Origin of the sequence: Methanosarcina vacuolata Z-761 (genome assembly GCF_000969905.1) — an archaeon.
GTDB classification, from domain to species: domain Archaea; phylum Halobacteriota; class Methanosarcinia; order Methanosarcinales; family Methanosarcinaceae; genus Methanosarcina; species Methanosarcina vacuolata.
On record NZ_CP009520.1, the window covers coordinates 2,554,677 to 2,578,120 of the forward strand.

A 23,444-nucleotide genomic window follows, 5' to 3' on the forward strand; every position below is an offset into this window, starting at 1 on the left:
GCTTCTCATCAGAATACAATGATTTTGAACTCATTAGATAATTAATGAATTTATCCCAAAACTCAAAATTCGTTTTATATATTTTGTATTTCAAGTGACGACCCGAGCTGTTGATCGTGAAAATAATCGGAGTAGTCCTTATCGGAGTGATCCTGATAATTGAGAGCAAAAATGGGTTTTGGGATGAGCTCAATAACTAAATTTTCTGACACTAGCTTGAAAGTAATATATTATTGATATTAAAAAGGTGAGAAAGTATATAAATTTTAGTAGATGTTAGACAGAGTTTAAGATCAATTGAGGTTTGTTCTTCCTTTTTCATCAAGGGATTCTACCTAAAGAGATAAGATAAATGAATAGGCTTTCAATAAAAGCTTAAACCAGCTTCATTATTGTTTTTCAGTTGTAACGTCTCTAGCGTTCAGGTATGATTGTTCGGTAATTTTCGGATTTCCTCTTATGTTCACAACTTTCATATCAAAAGTACGGGCAAACTCTTTAACATTTGTATGGAACTCCGGACTATCTACAAGCCCGCTATCGATTTTTGCAGCCAGGCAGTAGAGTGGATTTTTCAGATAATAGTTGTTAAAGTCCCGGTTCCCGTTTTTATTTTCCAGCTTCTTCCAGCTAGAAGCCCACATTGGGGTCAGGTAGATCGTGCCCATGCCCTGGAATCTGGTCATAGCCCTTGCATAAGCCTCGTTTCCTCCAAGCGCCAGACTGATGCAGTCCTCTATGATTTCTCCGTTTTGGTCTTTCAGGAAGAAAAGAGGACATTCCAGATCCGAGAAATCTTCTTTCAGTTTTCCAAGTGCATGTCCGCAGATCCCATAAAAAACCAGGATTCTGTCGGAAAAAGACGACATTTCATGGATATTTCTGTAAACTTCAGCCTTTAAAATCTCAAGATCGGCATGCAGGTCCAAGCTTAACAGGTTTACGACAACAATAACCTCTTCCCTGAGTTTCTTTTTCCTGCAAAATTTTTTGAGGATCGGGAAGCTTGAAAGAAGCCTTGCAGGAACTATGAAACCAGGGCTGGAGCGGCTCTTCAGGAGCATTGGTACCCTGTCCAAAAAAGCTGTTCTTGGGTTGCAATTTCTCAACCTGAGCTTACGGAGGAAACCTGAGCTTTCCCGGTTTTCCACAACGATTAGCTGCTGTAACTCACGGTCTTTTGATAATACATGTACAAGCTCGTCTTCGAGCATTCCACAAGCAACAATGCTCAGTACAGACATAATTCGGATGTCCTTCCTTGTAACTTTTTTCTGGAATCCTTTCTGGAAGTTTTATTTTCGTGATTTTTTCTGGTGAATCTTTGTTTCTAGGATTCTTTCATGTAATTTTATGTTTGAGATTTTTCTTTGTAGATCTCTATACCCAGATAATCTTCCATACCCAGATAAACTTCTATACCCGGATAAACTTCCATACCCGGATAAACTTCCATACCCGGATAAACTTCCATACCCGGATAAACTTCCATACCCAGATAAACTTCCATACCCAGATAATCTTGTATGGTAAAATCCAGGGCATTAACAAATTTGCCTATGAAATCAATCATAAAAAATTTATCTATATTTACAGATAAAATGCAATATTAATAAAAAAATTTTAGAAAACAAAAGAAAGTAAGTAGGAACAGGAAGAATAGATACCTGTTCCTTATTTCCTTCTACCGTTCTGTTTTTGTTTATTTTTTGAATTCACAGGGAGTTTTTTATCAGGAGTGACTCCGTAATATTTTGTCCTTGCGGCTCCCCAGATGCAGCCGTTTTTCCCGAAGATTTTCAACTCAATATTCTGGATAGCCTTGCAAATTTTGTTTCCTTCTCTTGCACCCTTGCAGACTATACAGTACTTTTCACAAAAAACAGGGGCATTTTCCTTATTTTCAACCATTTCTACACTCTCAGCCATAGTTTATTCTTCTTATCCAGGTACTTATGAGTGCTTATCCAGATATTATGCTGAAGATATGGTTAAATTTGATTAGAGTAATTTCTTTCCTGCGTCAGGGCCGGGAGCGCACTGAAATACGTCGCTAATCCTTACTTCTATAAGGTTCTTTGCAGGAAGCCCGGGCTTTGCTGCATGCACGATTGCTTTCATTTTTTCAAATTTTTCTCCGGAAATGATAATTTCAGCCTTACCTTTTATCTGGAAGCAACCGCCGGTGTCTGGTCCCCATACATAGACTGCCACGTTTGGATTTTCCTTAAGGTTTGCCAGGGATTTGGCCATGAAGTTATCTGATATCCAGATTGTTTCATCATCTACAAGCTGGCAGAACCCTATGGGTATCACATTCGGAATTCCTTCATTTGAGGCCGTAGCTACGGGAAAGATCTTTACCTTCGAAAAAGCAGTTTTCATCTCTTCATTTAATTTTACCATGATATCACCATCAAGATGGTTGCAGTATAAATTTATATATTTAAGCGTCAGAATTGTGTATCGAAAGTCGGATTTATGTATTTTAATAACCTTCATGGAAAAGGTTAAGTCGAGCTTTAAAATATAAAGGGGAAAACATTGAAGCTCAATGACAATAGAGAATCTTGGAGTAGACGTATTCAAAAAATACAGTTTAATAATATTTTTTAAATCTTGATTAAGTCAAAACCTGTTATCTCATAATGTTTCAACAAATTCTTAACATTGTATTTCCACCCTTTTGAAATTCATATGCTACCTTTATTTCCTCTACATCTCGATTTCTTGCCCTTAAAAAATTAATTATAGGCTCGACATATGGTGATCGGTCGGCGTTTACGTCCAGTAGCGGAAATATTCTGACCTCATTTGAAACCCTGCACAATTCCTCTACCGATTTCAAATGAAATTCCAGTGATAGGTTTTTTGTATAGAGAAATAACAAATGCGAGCACAGTGCCAGATCAAACTCTTTATCACTAAAAGGCAGAAAGGGAAGTTCACCAGATACATACCTATTTTGCACCACGCCTCCTGAAAAATCTTTCAGAAATTTCTCCATAGCTGACATTCTTATTCTTCCAAGTTCTTCAACTGAGCCAATTTCTTGCCAGATAAATTTATCCTGGTTTTTCTGGGTCTGATCAATAATGTCATTATAGGTTTCATGAATTCTCTGTCTAATCTGATCAGCACTGAAAAAGTAGACAGGGTCAACTGATATGATATTTCCGCCTCGTTCTGTAAGTTCTGCGTTGAAGCTCGCAGGTCCGTCTCCACAACCCAGGATCTTTCGCTTGAGATCGTCAGGTGTTAAGTTAAACATTCTGACGTATTCTTTGAGATACCTTCCCCATGGCTTAATATTATGATACATAATTATCATACGCTGTACACTAGAGTATATATATATACAAAATATATAAATTAGTATTCCCTAATAACGAGCCAATCCAATAACTAACTTTACACAGAAACTAGAAGAGTTTTAGAACTGTTTTGAAACGTTGTCATTAATCATGGTTAGAAGAATAACCAGGTTTAGAGGCTTTCTCAGAATTCAAACTAAACAAATTATTAATCAAATGTTAGTCTCCAGCTCGGTGGGCACCAGCGTAAATGAGAATTTACTTTTCAGTGGCATAGCTGTCTTTTTAACATAATTTTCCTGCAAATATAGATAAGATTATATCAAAAGAACATGTATTATGAAATGAAAATTTAATTATAAAGTATATCTTTTAAATATATATTTGGGGGGAAAAAATATTAGAAAATCTGGAACTCTTGTAGTTTTACTTTTAGCAATAGTATTTATTTCCGGCTGTGCGGAAAATGCTCAGGAAAATAAGACAGAGAGTGAAGAAATGGTAACTCCGGTAGAAGGTGCTACCCCTGGTGTAACAGAACAAGTTACAGAATCGGCAGAGGGGGACACTGGAGAAGGGTTACTGTCTGGTCAGGAAGAAACTTCCCTGGATGAAGGGAAAGAAGTCATAATCCCGGGTGAAGAGAACTCGAGCCAGGAAGTGTTGGATGAAGAAAACTCAGGCCAGGGCAATGAAACTTCTTCTGAAAACCAGGTCCTGGATAACAATCAGACAATTGTTCATACTGCAGAAGAGGCAGGATATACTACCTTTGCTTCACTTGCGAGGGATGCAGGACTTGAATATACTCTTAATGAAGGAGGGCCTTATACTGTTTTTGCTCCTACTGACATAGCTTTTGAGAGCCTTCCAGAAGGCATGCTTGACGACCTTCGTAATGATAGAAATAAGCTGAACCGTGTGCTAACCTATCATGTGATCAATGGAGAATACAGGGTTGCAGATCTTAAAAATATTGATTCTTTGTCTTCCCTGGAGACCGAAAAGCTGGCTGTGAATACTACAACTAACGGAATGATAATGGTAGGAGATGCAACTGTAATAGAGCCTGACATCGTTGCAGCTAATGGAGTAATACATGGGATTGACAAAGTAGTGATTCCATTAGAAGTCTGAAATAGAAACCCGGAACAGAAGCAAAGCTTATGTTGATTTAAAAATCACGTTGATTTAAAGATCATATTGATTTAAAGATCATATTGATTTAAAGATCATATTGATTTAAAAATCATATTGACTTCAGATAACTTTGATTTGCTTCTTTTATTCCTTTTTTACCTTACTTCTTAGATAGCTATCCTGTCAGTCAGCTTTCTGTCAGTCAGCTTTCTGTCAGTTAACTTTTGTTCAGTTTTGCTAGCCAATTATTATTCCATTAGTCAAGTTTTATTCAATCTCGTCGGCCAGGCTTTTATCGTCTGATTGCTCACAAACTTTAAGACAATTGCATAGAAGAGTTCAGGAGATATCAGAAGCATGAAAAGAAATCACATTAAGTACGAAGGGATTATTTTCAGCACTGGCTGTTCCCAAAAATTAAAATGCAGGTTTTATAGGTTCACCTGCTCCCTATACCCGAACTTAACGCTGTAATCAAGATAATAGATAACTTCTGGCTTGATTTTTATCATGATACTCTCCGGGTCAGGTGGCGTGTCTGCAGCAACCGGAAATTTGGCTGCCATTATTTCCCCTACTTCTCGTAATTCGTTTTCATTGGTAACTATTGATGCCTTTCCTTCAATCTGAAGGGCTTTCATCTCAAACCAGTCTGGATCATCCTCGTCGACAGTATATGCTACATAAGGATTTTGCATAATATTCTGGACTTTCCGGGTATTCTTATTGGTTGCCACGTATACAACAGCATCTTCGGATACATATGCCATTGTATGTGCCATTGGCCTGCCCTGCGGGCTTACGGTTGCAAGGTTCAGGTAGTAATGATTTGAAAGGTACTCGTAAATCTTATCTTTAAGCTTTTCTGCCATAGTCCCCACCAAAATGTTTATAGCTCTCAGCTAAAACCCCAATTGATTGGATTTTTACCCCGGTTCTGCCATAATATTATAAATTTGGCGTAGTCTTTCTAATCCCGTGGTATGACTTCCAATCTTATGACTTCCAATCTTGAACAATTTCCGACTCTGTAATAGACTCTGTAGTAAGTATTAGTCATGTAATAATTAAAAGTCCTTAAACAAACTTTTAGTCCTATAATACAAAAAAGGAAAAACGCGGTTCATTCTGTCTTTCCCCCATACAGTTTAGAGGGACAAAATTTATAAATTTTACTTATATCTTCAGTCGGTGGTAGTATCAAGGTTATAGCTTCATGATTTTTCCCAGAGTATATCAAAAAGATAGTGAAATAAGACTTACAGAGATAACGCAGGACTGAAAGAGTTAAAGAAAGGCCGAAGGAAGTTAAAATAAAGGCCAAAAGAAAATAAGAAATGACTGAAGAGAGTTAAAAAGGATTGAAAGAACAAAAAGAAGTCTTATTTAAGACTTTCTCTTCTTTCTGCATTCTTTTAACTTTTCTTCCAGGCGGATACGAGATATAAAGACTCCGAATTGCGTCGCAATGGTTTCAATGACAGTGCGCACGCTATCCGGAATCTCGAATTCAAGGCTCGAAGCAAGACAAAAAGCTGCAATAACCTTTTTTCTTGATTTTACGGGGATAACTGCGGTAGCCCTGAGATTTTCATGTCTGAGTGCATCATCTCTTGCCGTGAGAAGCAGATCTATATGCTGTTTATAAACCGGCTGCCCTATCATAACAAGTTTAGTATTTGGGGAATTGGCGCTGTAGTGGGAGGCATACTCGACAAAATTAGGGGAAAAACCACGGTGAATGGCGAGCGTCATATCTCCTGTTTCTTCATCGATAAGATAAATTCCTCCAGCATTGATCTCATCTATCTGGAGGCAGGAATCCAGTAGTTTCTCAAGAGTCTCGTTCATGGAACTGGAAGTGCTGAGCGCGATTCCAAGGTCTCTCTGGATATAGAGCAGTTTTTCTTTCCTCTTCCGCTCAGTGATATCCAGGACTATCCCCTTAAGGTACTTTACAATTCCATTGTCATCGGCTTCAATGAAAGTCCTTTCTTCAACCCAGCGCACTTCGCCTGATTTTGTCAGGATGCGGTATTCCTGAGAGAAATCCACGTAATCTTCGTCTATCCTTCTTAAGAGTTCTCTTTCCACTCTCTCCAGGTCGTCAGGATGCACAATATTGCCATACATGACTTTTCCTGATGTAAACTCTTCTACGGTATACCCGAATTTCTTAATGTTTTCTGAGACAAACTCGGCAGGCCAGTACTTCTCCGGCCTCCAGAGGAAAACCGTAACAGGAACTTTATTTATTACCGAGATCAGCTCCTTTGCCATCTCAAGAGCATTACATAAAGCTAATTCATTCAGGTATTTACAGGCTTTCTGCCTACCATTCCCATTTTTAGCCGAGTTTGAAACCACTTTGAACATCTCATTCTCCGTAGATAAAAAATCTCTTACAGGAAGCTCTGAACACATTTCCGATATTTACGTTTTTTGCTTTGCAAGCATAGAAGTACACAATAAATTAAAAAGCTTGTGATTAGAGATTTCAAATGTATCAGGATGCAGAGACTTAAATGTGAGAATATATAAAAAGATCTTACAAAAAAAAGCACATAGATATGATATAACATAAGAGAAAAATATATATACAACATCTGGATTAATAGCCAGTATAGTTAATAACTATTCTATTTATAGACCTATTTTCTTATCTCACGTTTGAATAGTGCACTTACGATAAGTGAAGTAATTTGTCTATTTTGCCAATAAAACTCCTGAAAAGTTATTGATAAAAGCTGAAGAAGACATAAAGAAAGGCTTACTAATGCGTGAATGCTCTATCTGAAAACATCTTTTAGGTTTCAAGGAATTTGCCTATACGTCTTTGTCCTCTTAACTACTGGTTCCTGAAAAGAATATCCTGAAAAGAGCAAAAAATATCTTATTTAAGACTTTGTCTTCTTTCTGCATTCTTTTAGTTTTTCTTCCAGGCGGATACGAGATATAAAAACTCCGAATTGCGTCGCAATAGTTTCGAGGGCAGTGCGGACGCTATCTGGAAACTCAAGTTCAAGGCTCGAAGCAAGATAAAAAGCTGCAATAACTTTTTTTCCTGATTTTACGGGGATAATTGCGGTAGCCCTGAGATTTTCATGTCTGAGTACGTCATCTCTCGAAGTGAGAAGAAGGTCTATGTGTTGTTTGTATACAGGCTGCCCTATCATAACAAGTTTCGTATTAGGAGAATTGGCACTGTAATGAGAGGCATACTCGACAAAATTAGGAGAAAAACCACGGTGAATGGCAAGCGTCATATCTCCTGTTTCTTCATCGATAAGATAAATTCCTCCAGCATTGATCTCATCTATCTGGAGGCAGGAATCCAGCAGTTTCTCAAGAGTCTCGTTCATGGAACTGGAAATGCTTAGTGCAATGCCCAGATCCCTCTGGATGTAGAGCAATTTTTCTTTTCTTTTCCGCTCAGTAACATCCATAACTATTCCCATAAGGTACTTTACAGTTCCATTTTTATCCGCTTCAATGAAAGTCCTTTCATCAACCCAACGTATCTCACCTGATTTCGTCAGGATACGATACTCCTGAGAATAGTCCACGTAACCTTCTTCTATTCTCCGTGAGAGTTCTCTTTCAACCATTCCCAGGTCATCAGGGTGTATGATATTGCCATAAAGAAGTTTTCCGGATGTAAATTCTTCGGCAGTATACTCGAATTTCTTTATGTTTTCTGAGACAAATTCAGCAGGCCAGTACTTCTCCGGCCTCCAGAGAAAAACCGTAACAGGAACTTTATTTATTACCGAGACCAGCTCCTTTGCCATCTCAAGAGCGTTACATAAAGCTACTTCATTCAGGTATTTACAGGCTTTCTGCCTGCCATTCCCATTCTTAGCCGAATTCGAAACCACTTTGGACATCCCGTTCTCCGTAGTTTAAAAATCTCTTACAGGAAGCTTTGAATAAATTTCGGATATTTACATTTTGTGCTTTGTAAATATAGAAGTACGCAATAAATTAAAAAGCTTGTTATTTGAGTTTTAGAATGCATCAGAAGGTAGAGACTTGAAAATTGGAATCTACATAATGATTTTATAGAAAAGAATAAACATATATGAGAAAACCTTTAAGAAAAATATATATCATATTAAGATTGACAACCAACTTAGTTACTACAATTTAGTACTAACTAATCTATTTTTAAAGGCACGAGGCTAAATAATGCAACTGCCCAATGAGGTACAATGAAGTTTTTTTGTTGCAACAATTACAGGCGTGACTATAGACCTGTTTATTATCTCACATTTGTAACGGTTCTTATTCTCTCTGCCTCAGGTACAATTCTATTTCTACATGATTTCCAAGGTCAATTTGATATATAACCGATGATATATTTTTAGATATATCTCTACGAAAGATAAAAAGAGGCGAGTTGAGAATATGGATGACCTTCAGGGAGTATTGAGAGGACAGAAGATTTCTTACTTTTCTATGGAAATAGGGCTCAGCAGTGAAATCCCTACTTATGCTGGAGGGTTGGGCGTACTTGCAGGGGATACTATTCGCTCGGCAGCGGACCTGAATATTCCGCTGGTAGCAGTAACACTGGTAAGCAATAAAGGCTATTTCAGACAAATTCTTGACTCTTCCGGAAACCAGATCGAGCACACCGAAGAATGGAATCCTGCTCATTTTATGACACATCTCACAGCAGAGGTAAGCGTAAAAATCCAAAACAGAGAAGTTAAAATCAGGGCCTGGCTGTATAATTGTAAAAGCCTTACAGGAGGCTGTGTACCTATTATCTTCCTTGATACTGATGTCGAGGGGAATGACCCGGAAGACCGCAAAATTACGGATTTTCTCTATGGGGGAGACCAGCGTTACAGGCTCAAGCAGGAAATAGTACTTGGGATCGGGGGGGTAAGAATGCTTGATGAACTGGGCTTCAAAATCCGGAAGTACCACATGAACGAAGGCCATTCAAGCCTGCTTGGCCTGGAACTCCTTAGGTGTAATGGCATTGACCCTATGAAAGTAAAGGAGCTCTGTATTTTTACAACACATACCCCTGTGGAAGCAGGACATGATAAATTTGATTACGGGCTTGTAGAAGACCTGATCCGGGACAAAAACTGTGTGGATGTCCTCAGGAGATTCGGAGGAGCCGAACGCTTTAACACAAGCCTTTTTGCCCTAAACCTATCGAACTATATCAATGGAGTCACAAAAAGACATAGCCTGATCTCGAGCGAACTCTTTCCGGGCTACAAAATTCAGGCGATCACAAACGGTGTCCATTCATATACCTGGACTTCTCCTTATTTCAGGAAATTGTATGACCGATACCTGCCTGGCTGGGCAAATGAACCTGAACTTCTGGTACGGATAGACGGAATTCCGGACACTGAGATCTGGGAAGCTCACTGGAACGCAAAAAAAGCCCTTATCGATGAAGTAAACAAAAGGACAGGTGTGGGTATGGACTATGAGAGCCTGACAATCGGCTTTGCACGGCGCATGACTGCATACAAGCGGGCAACCCTGGTTCTATCCGACCTTGAAATGCTCAAAAAAATAAACAGGCGGGGTAAAATTCAACTTATTTTTGCAGGCAAATCCCACCCGAACGACGGAGCCGGAAAACAGCTTATCAGAGATATTTTTAAAAACATTGAAATTTTAAGGAAAGAAATCAAGATTGTTTTTCTGGAAAACTATGATATGGATCTTGCTGCGAAAATGGTCTCCGGGGTTGATCTATGGCTGAACACACCAACCCGCCCTTATGAAGCCTCCGGCACGAGCGGTATGAAAGCTGCCCATAACGGAGTTGTAAACTTCAGCGTGCTCGATGGATGGTGGATTGAAGGCTGGATTGAAGGTGTAACAGGATGGGCAATTGGCCCTCAGCCCGAAGAAAAACTTTCCGAAGAAGAAGCAAAAGCAGCAGAACTCAGCGACCTTTACAATAAGCTGTATTATATTATAGTCCCCATGTACTACGACCGCAAAGATGAATGGGTTAAGCTAATCAACAATTCCATAGGCATGATAGCTTATTATTTTAATAGCCACAGAATGATGAGGCGTTATGTCACACATGCTTATCTGTAATGTACTCTGATTTTTCAGAGGATTTTGTGAGCATAATTTCGGTTCCCTTATTTTGGGAACGTAGGTAAATTTTGGAAATACAGATGAGTCAAATATTTGTAGACTACTTTTTGTAGACTACTGTAAAATTTTAGTAAATCTTTTTTGGTGGATGAGAACTGACCAGGCATTACTGCTTTGGTTACCACACTTCCTCAGAACTAATTTTTTGCGATTTTTATACTGAAATCAACATTTTTTGGCATCGTCTTCAAATTGAGTGTAACAATTACATTTTAAAATCTAAGAAGATGAAATATTGCGTAGGCAATATCATGAATACTTTTGTTAGAAAGAAACAGAGTGTAGTTAATCATCAATCATCAGATATATTTTTAAACAGTGCGTAGTATAATCTCTAATGCATCTTTACAAAAGTTGGATTTAAATAACAAAAATTTAGTTAAGTTTTAGAGGGTTGGCCGGGTGGAAGATATCTCATTAATTTTACTTTTTTTATCAGTTTTAGGAGGTTACCTGCTTGGCATAATCTCAGGGCTCCTGCCTGGAGTGCATAACAATAATTTTGCGCTTGCCCTTATAGCCCTTGCCCCTTTCCTGGCTGAAAAAGGGCTTTCACCTTTTTACATTGCTGTAATTATTCTCTCAAATGCTGTCTCCCAGACTTTTCATGACGTAATCCCTTCAGTGTTTCTAGGGGCACCGGATGGGGATACTGCGTTAATGGTCCTACCAGGGCACAGGCTTCTGCTTGACGGAGCAGGAGCCGAAGCAGTCCGGCTTTCAGCACTGGGAAGCGCGGGCTCGGTAGTTGCTTCCCTAATTTTCGTACTTCCGTTTTCGCTTTTCTTTAAGGCCATTTATCCTTATGTTGAAGCGCATATGGCATTGATTCTTATTTTAATCGTATTTCTAATGCTTGCAAGTGAAAAAGGTGAAAGTGTTGAAGATTCAAAGGAGAAAAGCCCATTTGCAAAATATAAATACAAAATTTTTGCTCTGGTTTTGTTTCTGATCACAGGCGTACTTGGACTCTTTGCTTTTGATAGGGAATCTCTTATGGTTCCAGTTGTTAATTTGGGAGAGCCGTCGATACTCCTACCTCTGCTTAGTGGGCTTTTTGGGGCCTCCCAACTAATAATAAGCCTTCTCACAAGCTCAAATATTCCTGAGGAGTCCGTATCGGCACTCAAGCTTTCTCGAAAAAGAATTCTCAGGGGAATCCTTACAGGCAGCGCAGCAGGCTCACTTGTTGCATGGCTACCAGGCCTCTCTTCAGCGATTGCAGCACTACTTACAGGCCTTGTTGCAAAAGTTGATTTTGACAGAATTCCGCTTAAGAAAAAAATTTCAGAATCTGATTTAGGAAGGTTAAAAACCTCCCTTTATTCTGACCCTTATGCCAGTAACCCTTCAACTCTTGAGAGCTCTAAGGAATTCATAGTTTCAAACTCCGGAGTAAACACTTCGAATGCTATTTTCGGGCTGGTCGCTTTTGTAGTAATCGGAAGAACCCGAAGTGGGGCAATGGTTGCCATAGAAACTATTTTGGAGACAAATACGCTTAATTTACCTGTACTGCTGCTCTTTTTTGCCGCTATGGTATTAACTGCGCTTTTTTCCTACTTTTCTACGATCTGGATAGGAAACAATGCCCATCTCTTTCTAAAGAAAGTTAACTACAGTAAACTCTGTGCAGGTGTCCTTATCGGACTTGGAGTAATGGTTTATCTTTTCACAGGACTTTTCGGTTTTTTTATTTTTTTGATCTCAACCCCAATAGGAATGCTCTCCTCTTTTATGAATGTCAGAAAATCCCATGCAATGGGGGTCATCTTACTGCCTGTGATCCTGTACTTCTTGTAAAAAAGTAGCTTTTTTAATTGTATAAGTTCCAACTTCCGTCTTTTCAGTTTCAGATATGCTTTTTTTAGTTTCATAGATGCTTTTCCATTACCTATGAGGTAAGATAACTGCGATTTAAAAATTTTACATCATGTGCCCGTTATTCAAAGAATATCATGTGCGTTTGGGAGAAAATCAAAGCAAAAATAGCGTTTCTTTGAAAGTTGAGCCAGAATTATTGATAATTCTGGAAATATATTGATTTCCATCCTGAGATAATATATTGAAAACTGTATAAAAACTGTAAACACAAAAACTCCCTTTTTTCTAAAAAAGAAATGCAGGAGTTTTTCTAAATTGAGTAATAACTCTTATACATTTCTTTAAACTGTTATTATTTACTCCTTTCTTAAAAGAAATACCATTATCAATATCATTACGAGGCTTGCCGCTCCAAATCCAGGTGTATCAGGAATAGGAATGGTAACGGACTTATCCTCGGAAATGGGTGTTTCAGGGGTTGAATCTTCTACATGAATAGGAAGATCGAGCGTGTAATATTCTCCATCCTCTTTGTTATTTCCAAAATAATAAACTACTTTGCCTGTGACAGTAAAATCGCCAACCTGGTTGGCTGCAATTCTCACTTCAATATCCCTTCCCTTGCCGGGTTCAATATCATATGTAGTTGTGTACTGTCCCGCGCCGGACTCAACAAACTCGGAGGAAGAAACACTCATCCCGGACGGAGGGATAATAATCGCCTGGACATGCATAGTAGGTTTTGTGATAAAATTCACGGCTGAAAGCTTGAGCAGGATATCTTCTCCTTTAAGGACTGACGTTTTTTCGCCGTGAAGGTCAACACTTGCAGAAGATTTTTCCGAGTGGTCGGCTGATGTTTCTTCAGTTTCTTCGGGTGTATTTTCAGATTCTTCTTGTGTGTTTTCAGGTTCTTCTTGTGTGTTTTCAGGTTCTTCTTGTGTATTTTCAGGTTCTTTACTATAATAATTGTTTACAGTAGTTGTTTGCGTGTTAGTTTGTGAATTATCATAAGTGTTTACAATAGTTGTATCATAATTGTTTACCGCACCTGTTTGTATGTTTTCAGGTTCTGTTGTCGAATCGTTTTCCTCTTCGTCCTCAGTTTCTTTTACATCCTCTTTGCTTTCATCAGAAACAGCCTTTCCTATGTACTTATTTACCAGATCGACTTCAACTCCACGCATGGAGATCTCTTCCCCTAACTCATTGAAGTATATGCTATCGAATCCTTTTGATGAGTCTGGATCTACATAATACAAGCTGAGCATCTGATTGCCATTTTTATCTTCCCATGTATCACAGTTCCATGTAGGCTGTTCATCTTTCACGGCATCAAATACTGTGTTAATATAGTTATCCGATACTGGTATACTAGCAATAAAATCAGTTATTTCTTCTTTTGTCGGGAGATCTTTGGGTTCAGTTGCTGCTACACACGATGTCAGCAGAGCGAAGATTAAGAAGATACCTATTATTTTTAGTGGTAGTTTCATTTTAACTCCTGTTTTCAATCTGTCCTGAATAATTTGTATAATCTGAATGATGGCATTATAACGAAGTACGAAAACATACACATGCCAGCTATGAAGTAACATGATCCAATGGTCAGGTTCTGTTGCAAAAATAATAATATCCTCAGTTTGATACTATAATTCACACTTTTGTGTATCATCTTCTCCGTGGTGAGATTGAGTAACTTTCCTAGTTGTGAAAATTTTCACTGATCTTGTAACAAAGCTGGATTTTTTGCAACGGAACTTAGATATTTATGCACATATCGTGGAAGAAGAACTTTTAGTTGTTACTAATGCAGTAGGTGAAAACATAATAAATAGTAATAGAAAGATGGCTGAAGCTAAAACAACCAGGCGTGATTTTTTTGTTTTCATTATATTTTCGTCCTTTATAGTATTTTTCAAAAAATATAGATTGAATAATTTAGTTGTTCAAAGAATCTATAAAACTTTCCATTTTATTCTGCTCCCCATAAAAATAGATGGTCCACCTTTATTCAATTGATGTTTTTAAAACACCTGGATGCCAGCCTTTCGCTTTTGAAAACTCTATTGTTTTTCTTGAAACTCTGTTGTTGTCCTGCCTAAAAGTCAGTTTTTGTCTTTCGAGTAGAGTTGTTAAGATTTCGCTCTTTTCAAGGGCTTTTCTAAAACCTATCAGTTTTTAAAGTTTATTTTTCCTTTGACCAGCGGCAGAAGCTTGAATTTCTGGGTGTAAGGATTTCTATAATATCTACTGCTTTTTCCACAAACTTTATAAATTTTTAAATACATAAATTCAACAAAAAACAATGAATAAAACATTAATATGTATATTATAAGGAATATTTCCTAGTTTCTAAGTTTATTTTTGTTTAACTCCAGGGAGCTTTACTTAAAAAGCGAGTAAGCACACAAACACATTTAAATGAAAGGAACAGAATAATAATAGGTGGTAATATTGGGGGAAACCATTGAGTATTGTCATTATGGTCGTTATGTAAAAATGCCTGGAAAACTCCTTGAGCCTATAGATAGTATGGCTAAAATCGGTTTAAACAAAGACGAACAAAAAATTTTACAGGGGTTTGTGCACAACAAAGCTGAACAAAAAACCGGTTACTACGACAAGAAAATAGCCGAAATGAAGCAGAAATACGACATGGACTTTTCAACTTTTCAGAATATGATCTATTTAAGGAAAGCAGAGATAGATCTTGAAGAATGGAACGATTTCGTGCTATGGGGAAGTTACGTCAAAGCACACCGATATTGGGCACAGTTTTGCTGAGCGAAAACTGAACCCGTCAATTTATCATTCTCTCCAGGACTTCATGTGAAAAAAGAAACTCCATCAGCTTTGCAGACCTGACAAAGAGCATTTTGTAGTAAAGGTTAGTTTTTCAGTTATTAGCTTTTGTAACATTAAATATATAATTATTAAATTTTTAGTTGTCAATTCGGTGATATTAAATTTTATATGAAGTCGCGGAGGATTAAAGTACAAAGATGAAAGAGGAGTTGAATGCAAAAATACACCTGCAAGAGAAGCAGGAATTGTGGACTCAATATGGATTTTAAAGGAACTGCTGACATTCAGATGTTTTAAAACATCAATCGAATCTTTCGTGTCTTCCTTGGTTATAAAGTAAGTTCAAGTACTTAGATGGCCCATCTTTAACGGAAGAATTATACCCCTATTTCCTTTTATTCTGTGTTTTCCGTGCTTTCCGTGGTTAACCCTTCAACTTGAGATTGGGAAGAAATATTGATCCTTGACTATAAAATCGGCTGGAACAATGGTTCAGAGCCCTGAGCTCTTCCCATCCGGGGCAAAACAAGCTCAGAGCCTTGAACTTTTCCTTTTCGTTCAGAAACTTAGCTCAATATCATGAACTTTCTTTCTTTATTTCTTTTTAGCTCAAAAACTCGGCTCAGGTTCATCAACCTTAACTTCAGGTTCCAGAGCAGGAGCATCAAAGAAAGGAATTTCTGCGTTTTCATACCAGGCTTCAAGAAAACTTAACAGATGGTATTTAAGGAAAACGGAAAGAGGTACACCGAGGAAAAACAGAGTTCCCATAACCAAAATCAGTTCTATAACGATAAAGGGGATCAGGAGTAGCCAGAGAAGAAAGTCCGATAACAGGGACGAAAAGAGGAAGTACAGAGCCACGTCGAAAATAAGGAAAGCAATCCCTAAAACCAGTACCACCAGTACAAAAAGGAAAATTGCAAGAATTGTGATTCCTATATCGAGTAGTAGCCTGACAAACCAGTAAACTATAACTTCGCGCCAGCTTTTCCTGAAATTTCCGAGAACAAGCTTGAAAGCCGAAAGAATTCCTTTATTCCGGTAAATGGCAAGCGGAATTGCAAGGCTTAAAAGGGAATTTATTGCAACTGCAAGCATAATTAGCACAATAATTACACCGACAATCCAGAGAAATCCTCCAAGACTGGCAGGCAAGGAAAAGTCTGAAGGTACTTCACGAATAACGGGTATAAGAGGAAGAAGAGATAGTCCGAAGAGCGCGAGAAATACTAGCCCGAAAACTAAACGTACAAGCAGGAGGCGGAATCCTTTTCCCAGAAACTTTCTTGAATAAGCCCAGAATTTTACTTCATTTCGTACAAGGGATTCCACAAAAACAAACTCCATAATACTGGAAATGTACGAAAAAATCAAGACCAGGATAATAAGGGAGATTATTAATGCGGCTACAGTTGCCAGGTGTGGCACCTGATAAATATATCCGAAAGCAATACTGTGCATGTCAAAAGGAAGATCAGGCATCTGACCGGGCTCAATAAACGAAAAATTATTTTTTAAGTCTCCTGAACCTATATTGTAGTTGCTCGTATTTCCATAACTCGAAACCCCGCCTAACAGAAAAGTGATGATTGCGAGTTTTACCCATTTCCAGAAATCAAAAGGTTCAAGAAGAGCTTCTCTTGTTCTTGAGAGAGCTCTGTCTACTGCACCTATCGCATACCAGCTCATAATATATAATTTTTGTAAAAAGATATATAATTATCTATAGTTAAATGTGAGATTTCCCAGACAAATTTAGGGATACTCAGGAAAACTTGAGACTTTTCAGACTTATGAACTCTTTTATTCAACAAAGATTCTTCTAAACTTCGCAATAGTTTTATTCAATATTTATTTCCCTGAGTTCACAATTGTTTACTCTTGAGTTCGTTTCAAAATGACTTCTGTATCTTTTCCCAATAAATAAAAAATGTTGCTATTCATTACTAACGCCCTGTATATTTTATCCAGCCTTTCATACCTTAGAATAATTCTTCTAAACCTAATTTTGATTTTTGAATAGAACCTTTCTACTACTGATCTTTTCCAATACGATTCTTTGCTAAATCTTTTAGGTCTTCCTCTTTTTCTCTTCTTTCTGCTTTTTGTTTTCTGGAATTGAAGCTTTTATTTTCTTCTGCGCAGGTACTGTCGTACCTGCCGCATCATCATAAATAGAATCTGCCACTATCTTTTTTGGTCTTGTTACTGACTGTGTTCCGTCCTTATTTATAAGAGGATGCACATTTTAACTTTTGTGATTTTAAATGTATGACGATAATGTAAACAGTTTACAAATGGATGCCAGAGAAAGTATAATTCAAGCAGGTCTTATTTCTATAGCTAGGTCAATTCCGTCTATAGGAGTTGTGGTTGATGCTTTTATGGAACATAAGAATAACAATAGATGGAATTACGTTGGAAAATTCTTTGAAGATGTCAGCCAACAAATGGGAGTTCTCGAAGAAAAAATAAATGAGTTATGTGCTATAACTGATCCCAATGAGATTCTTCATTTAATGTATATTGCTATTGATAATGTCGAATTTGAATATCAAGAAAGTAGAAGAACTAAGTATGCTGAATTATTTGTTAATAGTATTCTACTTGGAAATCAAATTAATTTTGATGAAAAGAGGTTTTTTTTCCATTTATTTAATGAACTTTCAGATGCGGATATTTCTTTTTTAGGGAAGTTTTTTCAGAAATCAGCAGAAACTCAAAGTGGAGTTCCTTTAAAATTATTTCGCCCTAATTTAAGCGAGGTCGTTCCTATAGTGGCTAGATTGGAATCGAGAGGATTGATTGTTAAGATATTTGACGTGATTGATGGTGGTGGAGCAAGCGGTTGGGATGAATCTATCACTAACTTAGATAGCCAATGGCAAGATAAGATATATGATTTTACACCAGTGGGCGTAAAGTTCTGTAGATTTCTGAGTGGAGACCAGTAACTGTTGCCTTACTTGATGGGATAGCTAGTGAAACAGGTATCGCATTCGGGAGCATTATTCTATTAGTTGGAGGTTATAGGCGCATAGCTTATGTTGCTTTATAAAGTCCCTTTGCTTTTTTGATATTTCATCATGTGTAGAAATATTAATTTTATATCTTTCAAGATATTTTTTAAATTCTTTATATATATTGTAAGCTGAAATTTCGGTCGCAATTTCACGTGCTGGTATTGCAAAGTAGTTTATTGCAAGACATTCCACTGAGTCGATTATGTATTTGTCATTTTGGAGTTTTAGTATAGATAGAGTGGCATAAGATTTACTATCTTTAGAACGCCCAGACATAAACCCTATCAATGGATCGCAGCATAAACCTTTCTCATAGGCTTTTTCGATAAATACTCTATAACGGACAACTGGGTCATAACCAACTACACTAAACCACATCCAAGGCTCATCGGGAGGAATTTGTCCTTTGTCTTTCGCATTGTAGAAAATTTCCTGTAAAAAATAAAGTTCGGTAATCCAGCTCAATATTGTTGGGAATCGTCCTATTTTCTCAAAATATGCTGACGTTATCCTTAGAAGAGGCAAGTCAAATTTACAACAAATACTGTTTTTTAACTCATCCCTACGAATTGCTGACGCATCGGTTTTATGCTGCAATCCATCAAATTCAACTGCAAACTTTGGTATATGATCTTTATCAGTGACTAAAAAATCAAAATGAGCCATTAACGCATATTTATATTCATTGTCATGTAGTCCACTGTTTCTTATTTCAAGCACATCTGCAACTCTAATTTTAGTATGTACACTTGCTTCATATTTACTTGTGACATCATTTAGTATTTTATTAGTTACTTCTTCTGGCTCATTTAATATTCTCTTTAGGCGATAATTTCCAATTTCCATCACAGTTTTCATGAAGTAAGTAACGTAAATGCTTTTTGATTTATTTCTATCTGCAATACACATGCCCATATAATCACACACGGGCACTTATGTGTGAGCAAAACGTGTGCATGTTCACGGTAACGCTTTTTCTGTTCTAGGTCTATACCAAGCAGTATAAACCATAGTTCCTACAGGTTTGAATAAATAGAAATAGTAATATTCAATTGTGCGCTTATAACTTGACAATATACTGACTGAGTAGTTTTTTTAATTCAAAGTATCAGGTATTATTGGTAGTCTTTTTCACCGATGAGATCCATGGGACCTGGACAGAGCTTCAAAACCTGACACGACTTCAAACAGCTCTTCATCAATGCCGCTCTGGCGCACACGGTAGTATTCTCCACTGAGATTATTAAGCAGCTCCTCAATGTTTTTATCGGCACGTTGCATTGCTGCCAGTCGACTAGAATTTTCACTTGCAAGGGACTCGGCACATGCCCTAAAAAGCGAAACGAAAAGGTACTCGCGGATGAGTGCCCGTAAGGTCTCTGTGATATCGCCAATTACCTCAGGCAGCAAGTTTTTGGTTGGCCAGGAAAGTTTGGTCAGGTCATCTCTCCAGGTTTCATCAAATGGCAGCAACCGCTGGCTAACCGGTTCGTAGGTAACTCTGGTTTTGTGGCGGTTGTAATATAGATAGAGTTCGGCATCTTCATCCTGGCTGCGTAGTTTCTCATTTTCCACAAGAATTTGCGCTATAAGAGGGGTAATTGCCTTAACCGAGTTTGGTACATTAAAAAGCCCGATCGGCGCCAGGCCCTCGTCTGTCAGGCGCGAATAAACACGCTCTCCTACAGCCCAGACCTGAGCTTTACCTGGCAAAGCTTTCAGTTCCCTGACCGCATGACCGGTAATTATATCATTAAACTGACCCACAAGTCCCTGATCTGAACCGAAAACGACAGCCCCTATAAAGCGTGTATTCTTTTGTCCTTTTCCTTCTTGCGGAGCTGGCATGAGTGCAATTTTCCTGAAACATAAGCCCAAACCCATTTCTACTGTGTGATAATAGTCAGATAACGCAATAACTGATTTTTCATATTGCCCTATATTCGAAGCTGCCAGGGCTTTCATCGTGCGGACGACAGACTGAAGATCTTTTGCCCTATCAATCTTTGTACGCAGACTCTGAGTGTTTTCGGTCATGATTTATCCTGAGCCTCCGGCTCGGACTTGCTTTTAGTCTGGGCTTCGGACTTACTTAATTTTTCCTCAGTTTCGGCCCCTAAATCAGTTTTTTCGTCGGTTTTAGTTCCTGGCTCGGGTTTACCCTTAGTTTGGGTTTTTGACTCAGTTTTCTCTTCAGTTTTAGCTTCCGGCTTCGGTTTGGATTCAGGGTTTGGCTGGTAAGGTTCCAGTGCTTTACGGGCAATATCAAGGATAGTTTCACGGTCCTCGTCGCTCAATTCTTTGTCGCCTTTGAACCGATCGCGCACGTCTGCAGGAATATCTGGTACTGCCTTGCGCAGGGAGCTTTCAGCCTCCACCATTTTGTCAAGTGGCACATTATCGAAGAGTTTTGAGTTCAATGCAACAAGGATAACAATCTGATCTGGCACGGGTACAGGAGAGTTCTGAGGCTGCTTCAGAAGGGCACGGATCCGTCTCCCATGATCAATGAGCTTTCGTGTATTTTCATCTAGTCTTGCACCGAACCGGGTAAACGCTTCGAGTTCTTCAAATTGTGAATAGGCAAGCTTGAGGTCTCCAGCCACTGCTCTATAGGCAGCAAGCTGTGCTTTACCGCCGACTCGGGAAACGGATTTGCCAACATCAACTGCAGGCAGCACACCCAATTCAAAAAGCGAAGGTGAGAGGTAAATCTGCCCATCCGTAATTGAAATCAGATTAGTTGGAATATAGGCGGAAATATTCTGCGCTTCGGTTTCGATAATGGGGAGAGCAGTTAGTGATCCGCCACCAAGTTCTTTGAGCAGGTGCGTAGACCGCTCCAGCAGTCGTGAATGAATATAAAAGATATCGCCAGGATATGCTTCCCGTCCCGGAGGCCGACGAAGTAAAAGAGAAAGTTCTCGATAGGCGCGTGCGTGATTGGTTAAGTCATCGTAAACAATCAGCACGTCTCGACCTGCTTCCATAAAATACTCTGCAATGCTGGTCGCAGCGTAAGGAGCGATATAGATTAACCCTGACGGGTCATTGCCTTCAGTTACAACAACAATCGTGTAATCCATTGCGCCCCTTTCCCGTAAGTTTGCCACTGCTCTGGCAACTGCTGATGCACGCTGGCCAATGGCACAATAAACGCACAGGACGTTAAAATTGCGCTGGTTGAGAATAGTATCGATTGCAATTGCAGTTTTGCCAGTCTGGCGGTCCCCTAAAATCAATTCTCTCTGACCGCGTCCTATTGGGATTAACGCATCAATAACTTTAACACCGGTCTGGAGAGGCACGGTAACAGGAGCTCGATCCATAATTGCAGGACTGTGCCGTTCAATAGGCAAGCGTTTACTGGAAACTATTGGTCCTTTATTATCAAGTGGACGGCCTAGCGGGTCAATAACTCGTCCAAGCAATTCTTCGCCTACGGCAATATCCATAACCCGTCCAGTGCGTTCAACCTGATCTCCAGCATGCAGATGTGAGTATTCACCCAGTAAAACGGTACCGATTTCTTTTTCATCAACATTAAACGCGATCCCAAACAAATCCCCTGGAAACTTTATAAGTTCATCAAAACCCACAGTAGGGAGGCCAGATACATTTGCGATACCTGTTGAAACTGTCAAAATTCTGCCCACCTCCTGAGGGATGAGCGTAGGGGTCACTGATTCCCTGGCCTGATGTATTTCGGTAAAAACTTTGTCGAAAACGTCTTTAAGACTTTTAGGTTCCATGTTAACTGGCTCTTCATGTAGGCTCTGGTTTGGGATTAATCTCCTGCTTAGCCACAGATTCGGACTTAGTTCCAGATTGATGTTTAAACTCTGACTCTTGCTTAGCCTCAGACTTTTTTTGCATCAAGTTCTTGTTCAGTCTCTGACTCTTGTTTAAACTCTGAATCTTGTTTTGCATCAGGCTCTTGTTCAGTCTCTGACTCTTTTTCGATCCGGGCATTAGAATCAGTTTCAGGTCTGTTTTCAATTTTGGATTCAGTTTTCGATCTGGGTTTATTAGTCTCAGCCTCAGGCTCCTTTTCAGCCTCGAATTCGTTTTCCGATCTGGGTTTATTATTTTTGGTTTGAGGTTTGGGTTTGGCTTTACTCTCAGGCTGTTCTTTCAGCAGTTCGTCTATAATTTTTTGCATCGATGTAAGATAATCCGCAATGCTCCACGCAACTTTTTGTCCGTCTGTGTTTAATTCGATACCACTGACAAGGTCTGGTGCAGTCTCAAACCTGAGTTGAATTTCTATACCAAGAGTTTCTTTAATCGCCTTTTTAATAGAATCACGCTGTGTTTGTGGAAGATCAAATGCAGTACGGATGAGCACCTGACCTGGTGATGTACTGAGCGCTGAGGCTAACTGCTTCTTTTCATTATCTTTCAGATTGCGCAGCCTTTGAACAAACACGTTAACTGTGCGTTCTTCCAGACTGGTTTCAGCCAGATCGGTCAGTACTTTTTGAGCTATGTTAAATACTTCCTGTTGTGTCCGGCGGCCGATTTCCTGACTTAAGTTCTGTCCTTCGTTCCTTAATGCCTCCTGTTGTTTTGCTCTCAAATCGGAGGCTTCCTCCCTCACATCTTCGAAAAGCCGCTGACGTTCGGCCTGTGCTTCTTCCTTTGCCTTGTTCATGAGAGCATTGTGCTGCTGGTCGAACTCTTCGTTCTTACGCTTGAATTCTTCTTTCTCTTTTTGAGCTTCTGCTTCTTTTGCATCCGCATTCTTAAGTTCATCTGCGACCTTCTTCTCGCGTGCGTCGACTGCATTGAGTATCGGTTTGTAAAGAAAACGCTTCAACAACCACACCAGGATGAGGAAGTTGATCACCTGCGCAATGACGGTGAACCAATCGATTAGCATAGGCTATTTCCTCTTTATTTCAGGCAAGTGCACGGTTCCAGAACGGGTTGGCAAAAATGAGAATCATTGAGACAACGAAACAATAGATAGACAGAGACTCAATCATAGCAAGGCCAACGAACAGCGTCCTGGTAATGGTCGCCGAAGCGTCGGGTTGCTGTGCCAGTGAGCTCAGGGCCGTCGCAACAGCTCGCCCTTCACCAATTGCGGGTCCGATAACCCCAATACCTATTGTGATACCAGAAGTGGCGATTGATGCCACCGCGATTATGGTTGTATAGGTGTCCAAAGCCATAGTTTTTC

The 23,444-nt window shown here is 39.0% G+C and carries 22 protein-coding genes and 1 pseudogene; 6 read left to right on the forward strand and 17 right to left on the reverse strand.

Annotation, left to right across the window (positions count from 1 at the left end; all coding sequences use genetic code 11):
• Positions 1–389 precede the first annotated feature (389 nt).
• From MSVAZ_RS10575 to MSVAZ_RS10595, 5 genes are all read right to left on the reverse strand, one after another.
• Positions 390–1,244, reverse strand: a complete 855-nt coding sequence (locus tag MSVAZ_RS10575) for a DUF1638 domain-containing protein (protein WP_048120807.1) — start codon at positions 1,242–1,244, stop codon at positions 390–392.
• Between the two features lie 107 nt (positions 1,245–1,351).
• Positions 1,352–1,573, reverse strand: coding sequence for a hypothetical protein (locus MSVAZ_RS10580; protein WP_048120809.1), 222 nt, complete (start codon positions 1,571–1,573; stop codon positions 1,352–1,354).
• A 101-nt stretch (positions 1,574–1,674) separates the two neighbouring features.
• Entirely contained in the window at positions 1,675–1,911 is a 237-nt protein-coding gene (locus tag MSVAZ_RS10585) for a hypothetical protein (protein ID WP_048123906.1), read from the reverse strand.
• A gap of 90 nt (positions 1,912–2,001) precedes the next feature.
• On the reverse strand, positions 2,002–2,406 hold the full coding sequence (locus MSVAZ_RS10590; RefSeq protein ID WP_048120810.1) for a pyridoxamine 5'-phosphate oxidase family protein: 405 nt from the start codon (positions 2,404–2,406) through the stop codon (positions 2,002–2,004).
• A 247-nt stretch (positions 2,407–2,653) separates the two neighbouring features.
• Positions 2,654–3,322 (reverse strand): SAM-dependent methyltransferase, encoded by a 669-nt coding sequence (locus tag MSVAZ_RS10595; protein ID WP_232316062.1) that lies wholly within the window; start codon positions 3,320–3,322, stop codon positions 2,654–2,656.
• A 376-nt stretch (positions 3,323–3,698) separates the two neighbouring features.
• Here MSVAZ_RS10595 and MSVAZ_RS19545 point away from each other — a divergent pair, with 376 nt between their 5' ends.
• Positions 3,699–4,451 (forward strand): fasciclin domain-containing protein, encoded by a 753-nt coding sequence (locus MSVAZ_RS19545; RefSeq protein ID WP_232316063.1) that lies wholly within the window; start codon positions 3,699–3,701, stop codon positions 4,449–4,451.
• Between the two features lie 434 nt (positions 4,452–4,885).
• On the opposite strand, the gene MSVAZ_RS10605 is transcribed toward MSVAZ_RS19545, so the two are convergent.
• The 3 genes from MSVAZ_RS10605 to MSVAZ_RS10615 all read right to left on the reverse strand — a co-directional run bounded on the left by MSVAZ_RS10605 (position 4,886) and on the right by MSVAZ_RS10615 (position 8,341).
• Positions 4,886–5,326: a pyridoxamine 5'-phosphate oxidase family protein gene (locus MSVAZ_RS10605; RefSeq protein ID WP_048120815.1), complete on the reverse strand. Its 441-nt coding sequence runs from the start codon at positions 5,324–5,326 to the stop codon at positions 4,886–4,888.
• Positions 5,327–5,840: 514 nt separating this feature from the next.
• On the reverse strand, positions 5,841–6,830 hold the full coding sequence (locus tag MSVAZ_RS10610) for a GAF domain-containing protein (protein WP_048120816.1): 990 nt from the start codon (positions 6,828–6,830) through the stop codon (positions 5,841–5,843).
• A gap of 521 nt (positions 6,831–7,351) precedes the next feature.
• Positions 7,352–8,341: a GAF domain-containing protein gene (locus MSVAZ_RS10615; protein ID WP_048120818.1), complete on the reverse strand. Its 990-nt coding sequence runs from the start codon at positions 8,339–8,341 to the stop codon at positions 7,352–7,354.
• 520 nt (positions 8,342–8,861) lie between these two features.
• On the opposite strand from MSVAZ_RS10615, the gene glgP reads away from it, so the two are divergent.
• Positions 8,862–10,538: an alpha-glucan family phosphorylase gene (gene glgP, locus MSVAZ_RS10620; protein WP_048120821.1), complete on the forward strand. Its 1,677-nt coding sequence runs from the start codon at positions 8,862–8,864 to the stop codon at positions 10,536–10,538.
• Between the two features lie 465 nt (positions 10,539–11,003).
• Positions 11,004–12,404, forward strand: a complete 1,401-nt coding sequence (locus MSVAZ_RS10625; protein ID WP_048120823.1) for a tripartite tricarboxylate transporter permease — start codon at positions 11,004–11,006, stop codon at positions 12,402–12,404.
• A 377-nt stretch (positions 12,405–12,781) separates the two neighbouring features.
• On the opposite strand, the gene MSVAZ_RS10630 is transcribed toward MSVAZ_RS10625, so the two are convergent.
• On the reverse strand, positions 12,782–13,921 hold the full coding sequence (locus MSVAZ_RS10630; RefSeq protein ID WP_048120825.1) for a hypothetical protein: 1,140 nt from the start codon (positions 13,919–13,921) through the stop codon (positions 12,782–12,784).
• Between the two features lie 286 nt (positions 13,922–14,207).
• On the opposite strand from MSVAZ_RS10630, the gene MSVAZ_RS10635 reads away from it, so the two are divergent.
• Positions 14,208–14,447 (forward strand): hypothetical protein, encoded by a 240-nt coding sequence (locus MSVAZ_RS10635; protein ID WP_157206068.1) that lies wholly within the window; start codon positions 14,208–14,210, stop codon positions 14,445–14,447.
• A 21-nt stretch (positions 14,448–14,468) separates the two neighbouring features.
• Here MSVAZ_RS10635 and MSVAZ_RS20340 read toward each other — a convergent pair.
• A pseudogene (locus tag MSVAZ_RS20340) lies at positions 14,469–14,579 on the reverse strand (hypothetical protein); the annotation flags it as partial.
• 294 nt (positions 14,580–14,873) lie between these two features.
• Between MSVAZ_RS20340 and MSVAZ_RS10640 the strand changes: the two are divergent.
• The gene (locus tag MSVAZ_RS10640) at positions 14,874–15,212 is read left to right on the forward strand and encodes a hypothetical protein (protein WP_231592194.1); all 339 of its coding nucleotides are present in this window, start codon (positions 14,874–14,876) and stop codon (positions 15,210–15,212) included.
• A gap of 630 nt (positions 15,213–15,842) precedes the next feature.
• On the opposite strand, the gene MSVAZ_RS10645 is transcribed toward MSVAZ_RS10640, so the two are convergent.
• Positions 15,843–16,925 carry a DUF7544 domain-containing protein gene (locus tag MSVAZ_RS10645; protein WP_048120829.1) on the reverse strand — a complete coding sequence of 361 codons (1,083 nt, stop codon included), beginning with the start codon at positions 16,923–16,925 and terminating at the stop codon, positions 15,843–15,845.
• A 382-nt stretch (positions 16,926–17,307) separates the two neighbouring features.
• Positions 17,308–17,481, reverse strand: a complete 174-nt coding sequence (locus tag MSVAZ_RS20345) for a hypothetical protein (protein ID WP_157206069.1) — start codon at positions 17,479–17,481, stop codon at positions 17,308–17,310.
• Between the two features lie 22 nt (positions 17,482–17,503).
• On the opposite strand from MSVAZ_RS20345, the gene MSVAZ_RS10650 reads away from it, so the two are divergent.
• Positions 17,504–18,190, forward strand: a complete 687-nt coding sequence (locus tag MSVAZ_RS10650; protein ID WP_048120833.1) for a hypothetical protein — start codon at positions 17,504–17,506, stop codon at positions 18,188–18,190.
• 54 nt (positions 18,191–18,244) lie between these two features.
• Here MSVAZ_RS10650 and MSVAZ_RS18890 read toward each other — a convergent pair whose 3' ends face one another.
• From MSVAZ_RS18890 to MSVAZ_RS10675, 5 genes are all read right to left on the reverse strand, one after another.
• A complete protein-coding gene (locus tag MSVAZ_RS18890; RefSeq protein ID WP_052727951.1) occupies positions 18,245–19,105 on the reverse strand; it encodes a DUF2726 domain-containing protein in 861 nt (286 codons plus the stop codon).
• A 285-nt stretch (positions 19,106–19,390) separates the two neighbouring features.
• Positions 19,391–20,296 carry a F0F1 ATP synthase subunit gamma gene (locus tag MSVAZ_RS10660; RefSeq protein WP_048120835.1) on the reverse strand — a complete coding sequence of 302 codons (906 nt, stop codon included), beginning with the start codon at positions 20,294–20,296 and terminating at the stop codon, positions 19,391–19,393.
• Positions 20,293–22,011 carry an alternate F1F0 ATPase, F1 subunit alpha gene (locus tag MSVAZ_RS10665; protein ID WP_048120837.1) on the reverse strand — a complete coding sequence of 573 codons (1,719 nt, stop codon included), beginning with the start codon at positions 22,009–22,011 and terminating at the stop codon, positions 20,293–20,295. The genes MSVAZ_RS10660 and MSVAZ_RS10665 overlap by 4 nt, the downstream gene beginning before the upstream one ends.
• Before the next feature lie 107 nt (positions 22,012–22,118).
• Positions 22,119–23,141: a F0F1 ATP synthase subunit B family protein gene (locus tag MSVAZ_RS10670; RefSeq protein ID WP_048120838.1), complete on the reverse strand. Its 1,023-nt coding sequence runs from the start codon at positions 23,139–23,141 to the stop codon at positions 22,119–22,121.
• 19 nt (positions 23,142–23,160) lie between these two features.
• Positions 23,161–23,436: a F0F1 ATP synthase subunit C gene (locus tag MSVAZ_RS10675; protein ID WP_197078757.1), complete on the reverse strand. Its 276-nt coding sequence runs from the start codon at positions 23,434–23,436 to the stop codon at positions 23,161–23,163.
• Positions 23,437–23,444 lie beyond the last annotated feature (8 nt).

Bases quoted from the DNA above. Each gene is read 5' to 3' on its own strand.
- MSVAZ_RS10590 (WP_048120810.1), bottom strand. From the start codon at position 2,406: ATGGTAAAATTAAATGAAGAGATGAAAACTGCTTTTTCGAAGGTAAAG.
- MSVAZ_RS10660 (WP_048120835.1), bottom strand. From the start codon at position 20,296: ATGACCGAAAACACTCAGAGTCTGCGTACAAAGATTGATAGGGCAAAA.
- glgP (WP_048120821.1), top strand. From the start codon at position 8,862: ATGGATGACCTTCAGGGAGTATTGAGAGGACAGAAGATTTCTTACTTT.
- MSVAZ_RS10585 (WP_048123906.1), bottom strand. From the start codon at position 1,911: ATGGTTGAAAATAAGGAAAATGCCCCTGTTTTTTGTGAAAAGTACTGT.
- MSVAZ_RS10615 (WP_048120818.1), bottom strand. From the start codon at position 8,341: ATGTCCAAAGTGGTTTCGAATTCGGCTAAGAATGGGAATGGCAGGCAG.
- MSVAZ_RS10575 (WP_048120807.1), bottom strand. From the start codon at position 1,244: ATGTCTGTACTGAGCATTGTTGCTTGTGGAATGCTCGAAGACGAGCTT.
- MSVAZ_RS10670 (WP_048120838.1), bottom strand. From the start codon at position 23,141: ATGCTAATCGATTGGTTCACCGTCATTGCGCAGGTGATCAACTTCCTC.
- MSVAZ_RS18890 (WP_052727951.1), bottom strand. From the start codon at position 19,105: ATGGAAATTGGAAATTATCGCCTAAAGAGAATATTAAATGAGCCAGAA.
- MSVAZ_RS10645 (WP_048120829.1), bottom strand. From the start codon at position 16,925: ATGAGCTGGTATGCGATAGGTGCAGTAGACAGAGCTCTCTCAAGAACA.
- MSVAZ_RS10595 (WP_232316062.1), bottom strand. From the start codon at position 3,322: ATGTATCATAATATTAAGCCATGGGGAAGGTATCTCAAAGAATACGTC.
- MSVAZ_RS10665 (WP_048120837.1), bottom strand. From the start codon at position 22,011: ATGGAACCTAAAAGTCTTAAAGACGTTTTCGACAAAGTTTTTACCGAA.
- MSVAZ_RS10605 (WP_048120815.1), bottom strand. From the start codon at position 5,326: ATGGCAGAAAAGCTTAAAGATAAGATTTACGAGTACCTTTCAAATCAT.
- MSVAZ_RS10610 (WP_048120816.1), bottom strand. From the start codon at position 6,830: ATGTTCAAAGTGGTTTCAAACTCGGCTAAAAATGGGAATGGTAGGCAG.
- MSVAZ_RS10650 (WP_048120833.1), top strand. From the start codon at position 17,504: ATGTATGACGATAATGTAAACAGTTTACAAATGGATGCCAGAGAAAGT.
- MSVAZ_RS10675 (WP_197078757.1), bottom strand. From the start codon at position 23,436: ATGGCTTTGGACACCTATACAACCATAATCGCGGTGGCATCAATCGCC.
- MSVAZ_RS10630 (WP_048120825.1), bottom strand. From the start codon at position 13,921: ATGAAACTACCACTAAAAATAATAGGTATCTTCTTAATCTTCGCTCTG.
- MSVAZ_RS10580 (WP_048120809.1), bottom strand. From the start codon at position 1,573: ATGATTGATTTCATAGGCAAATTTGTTAATGCCCTGGATTTTACCATA.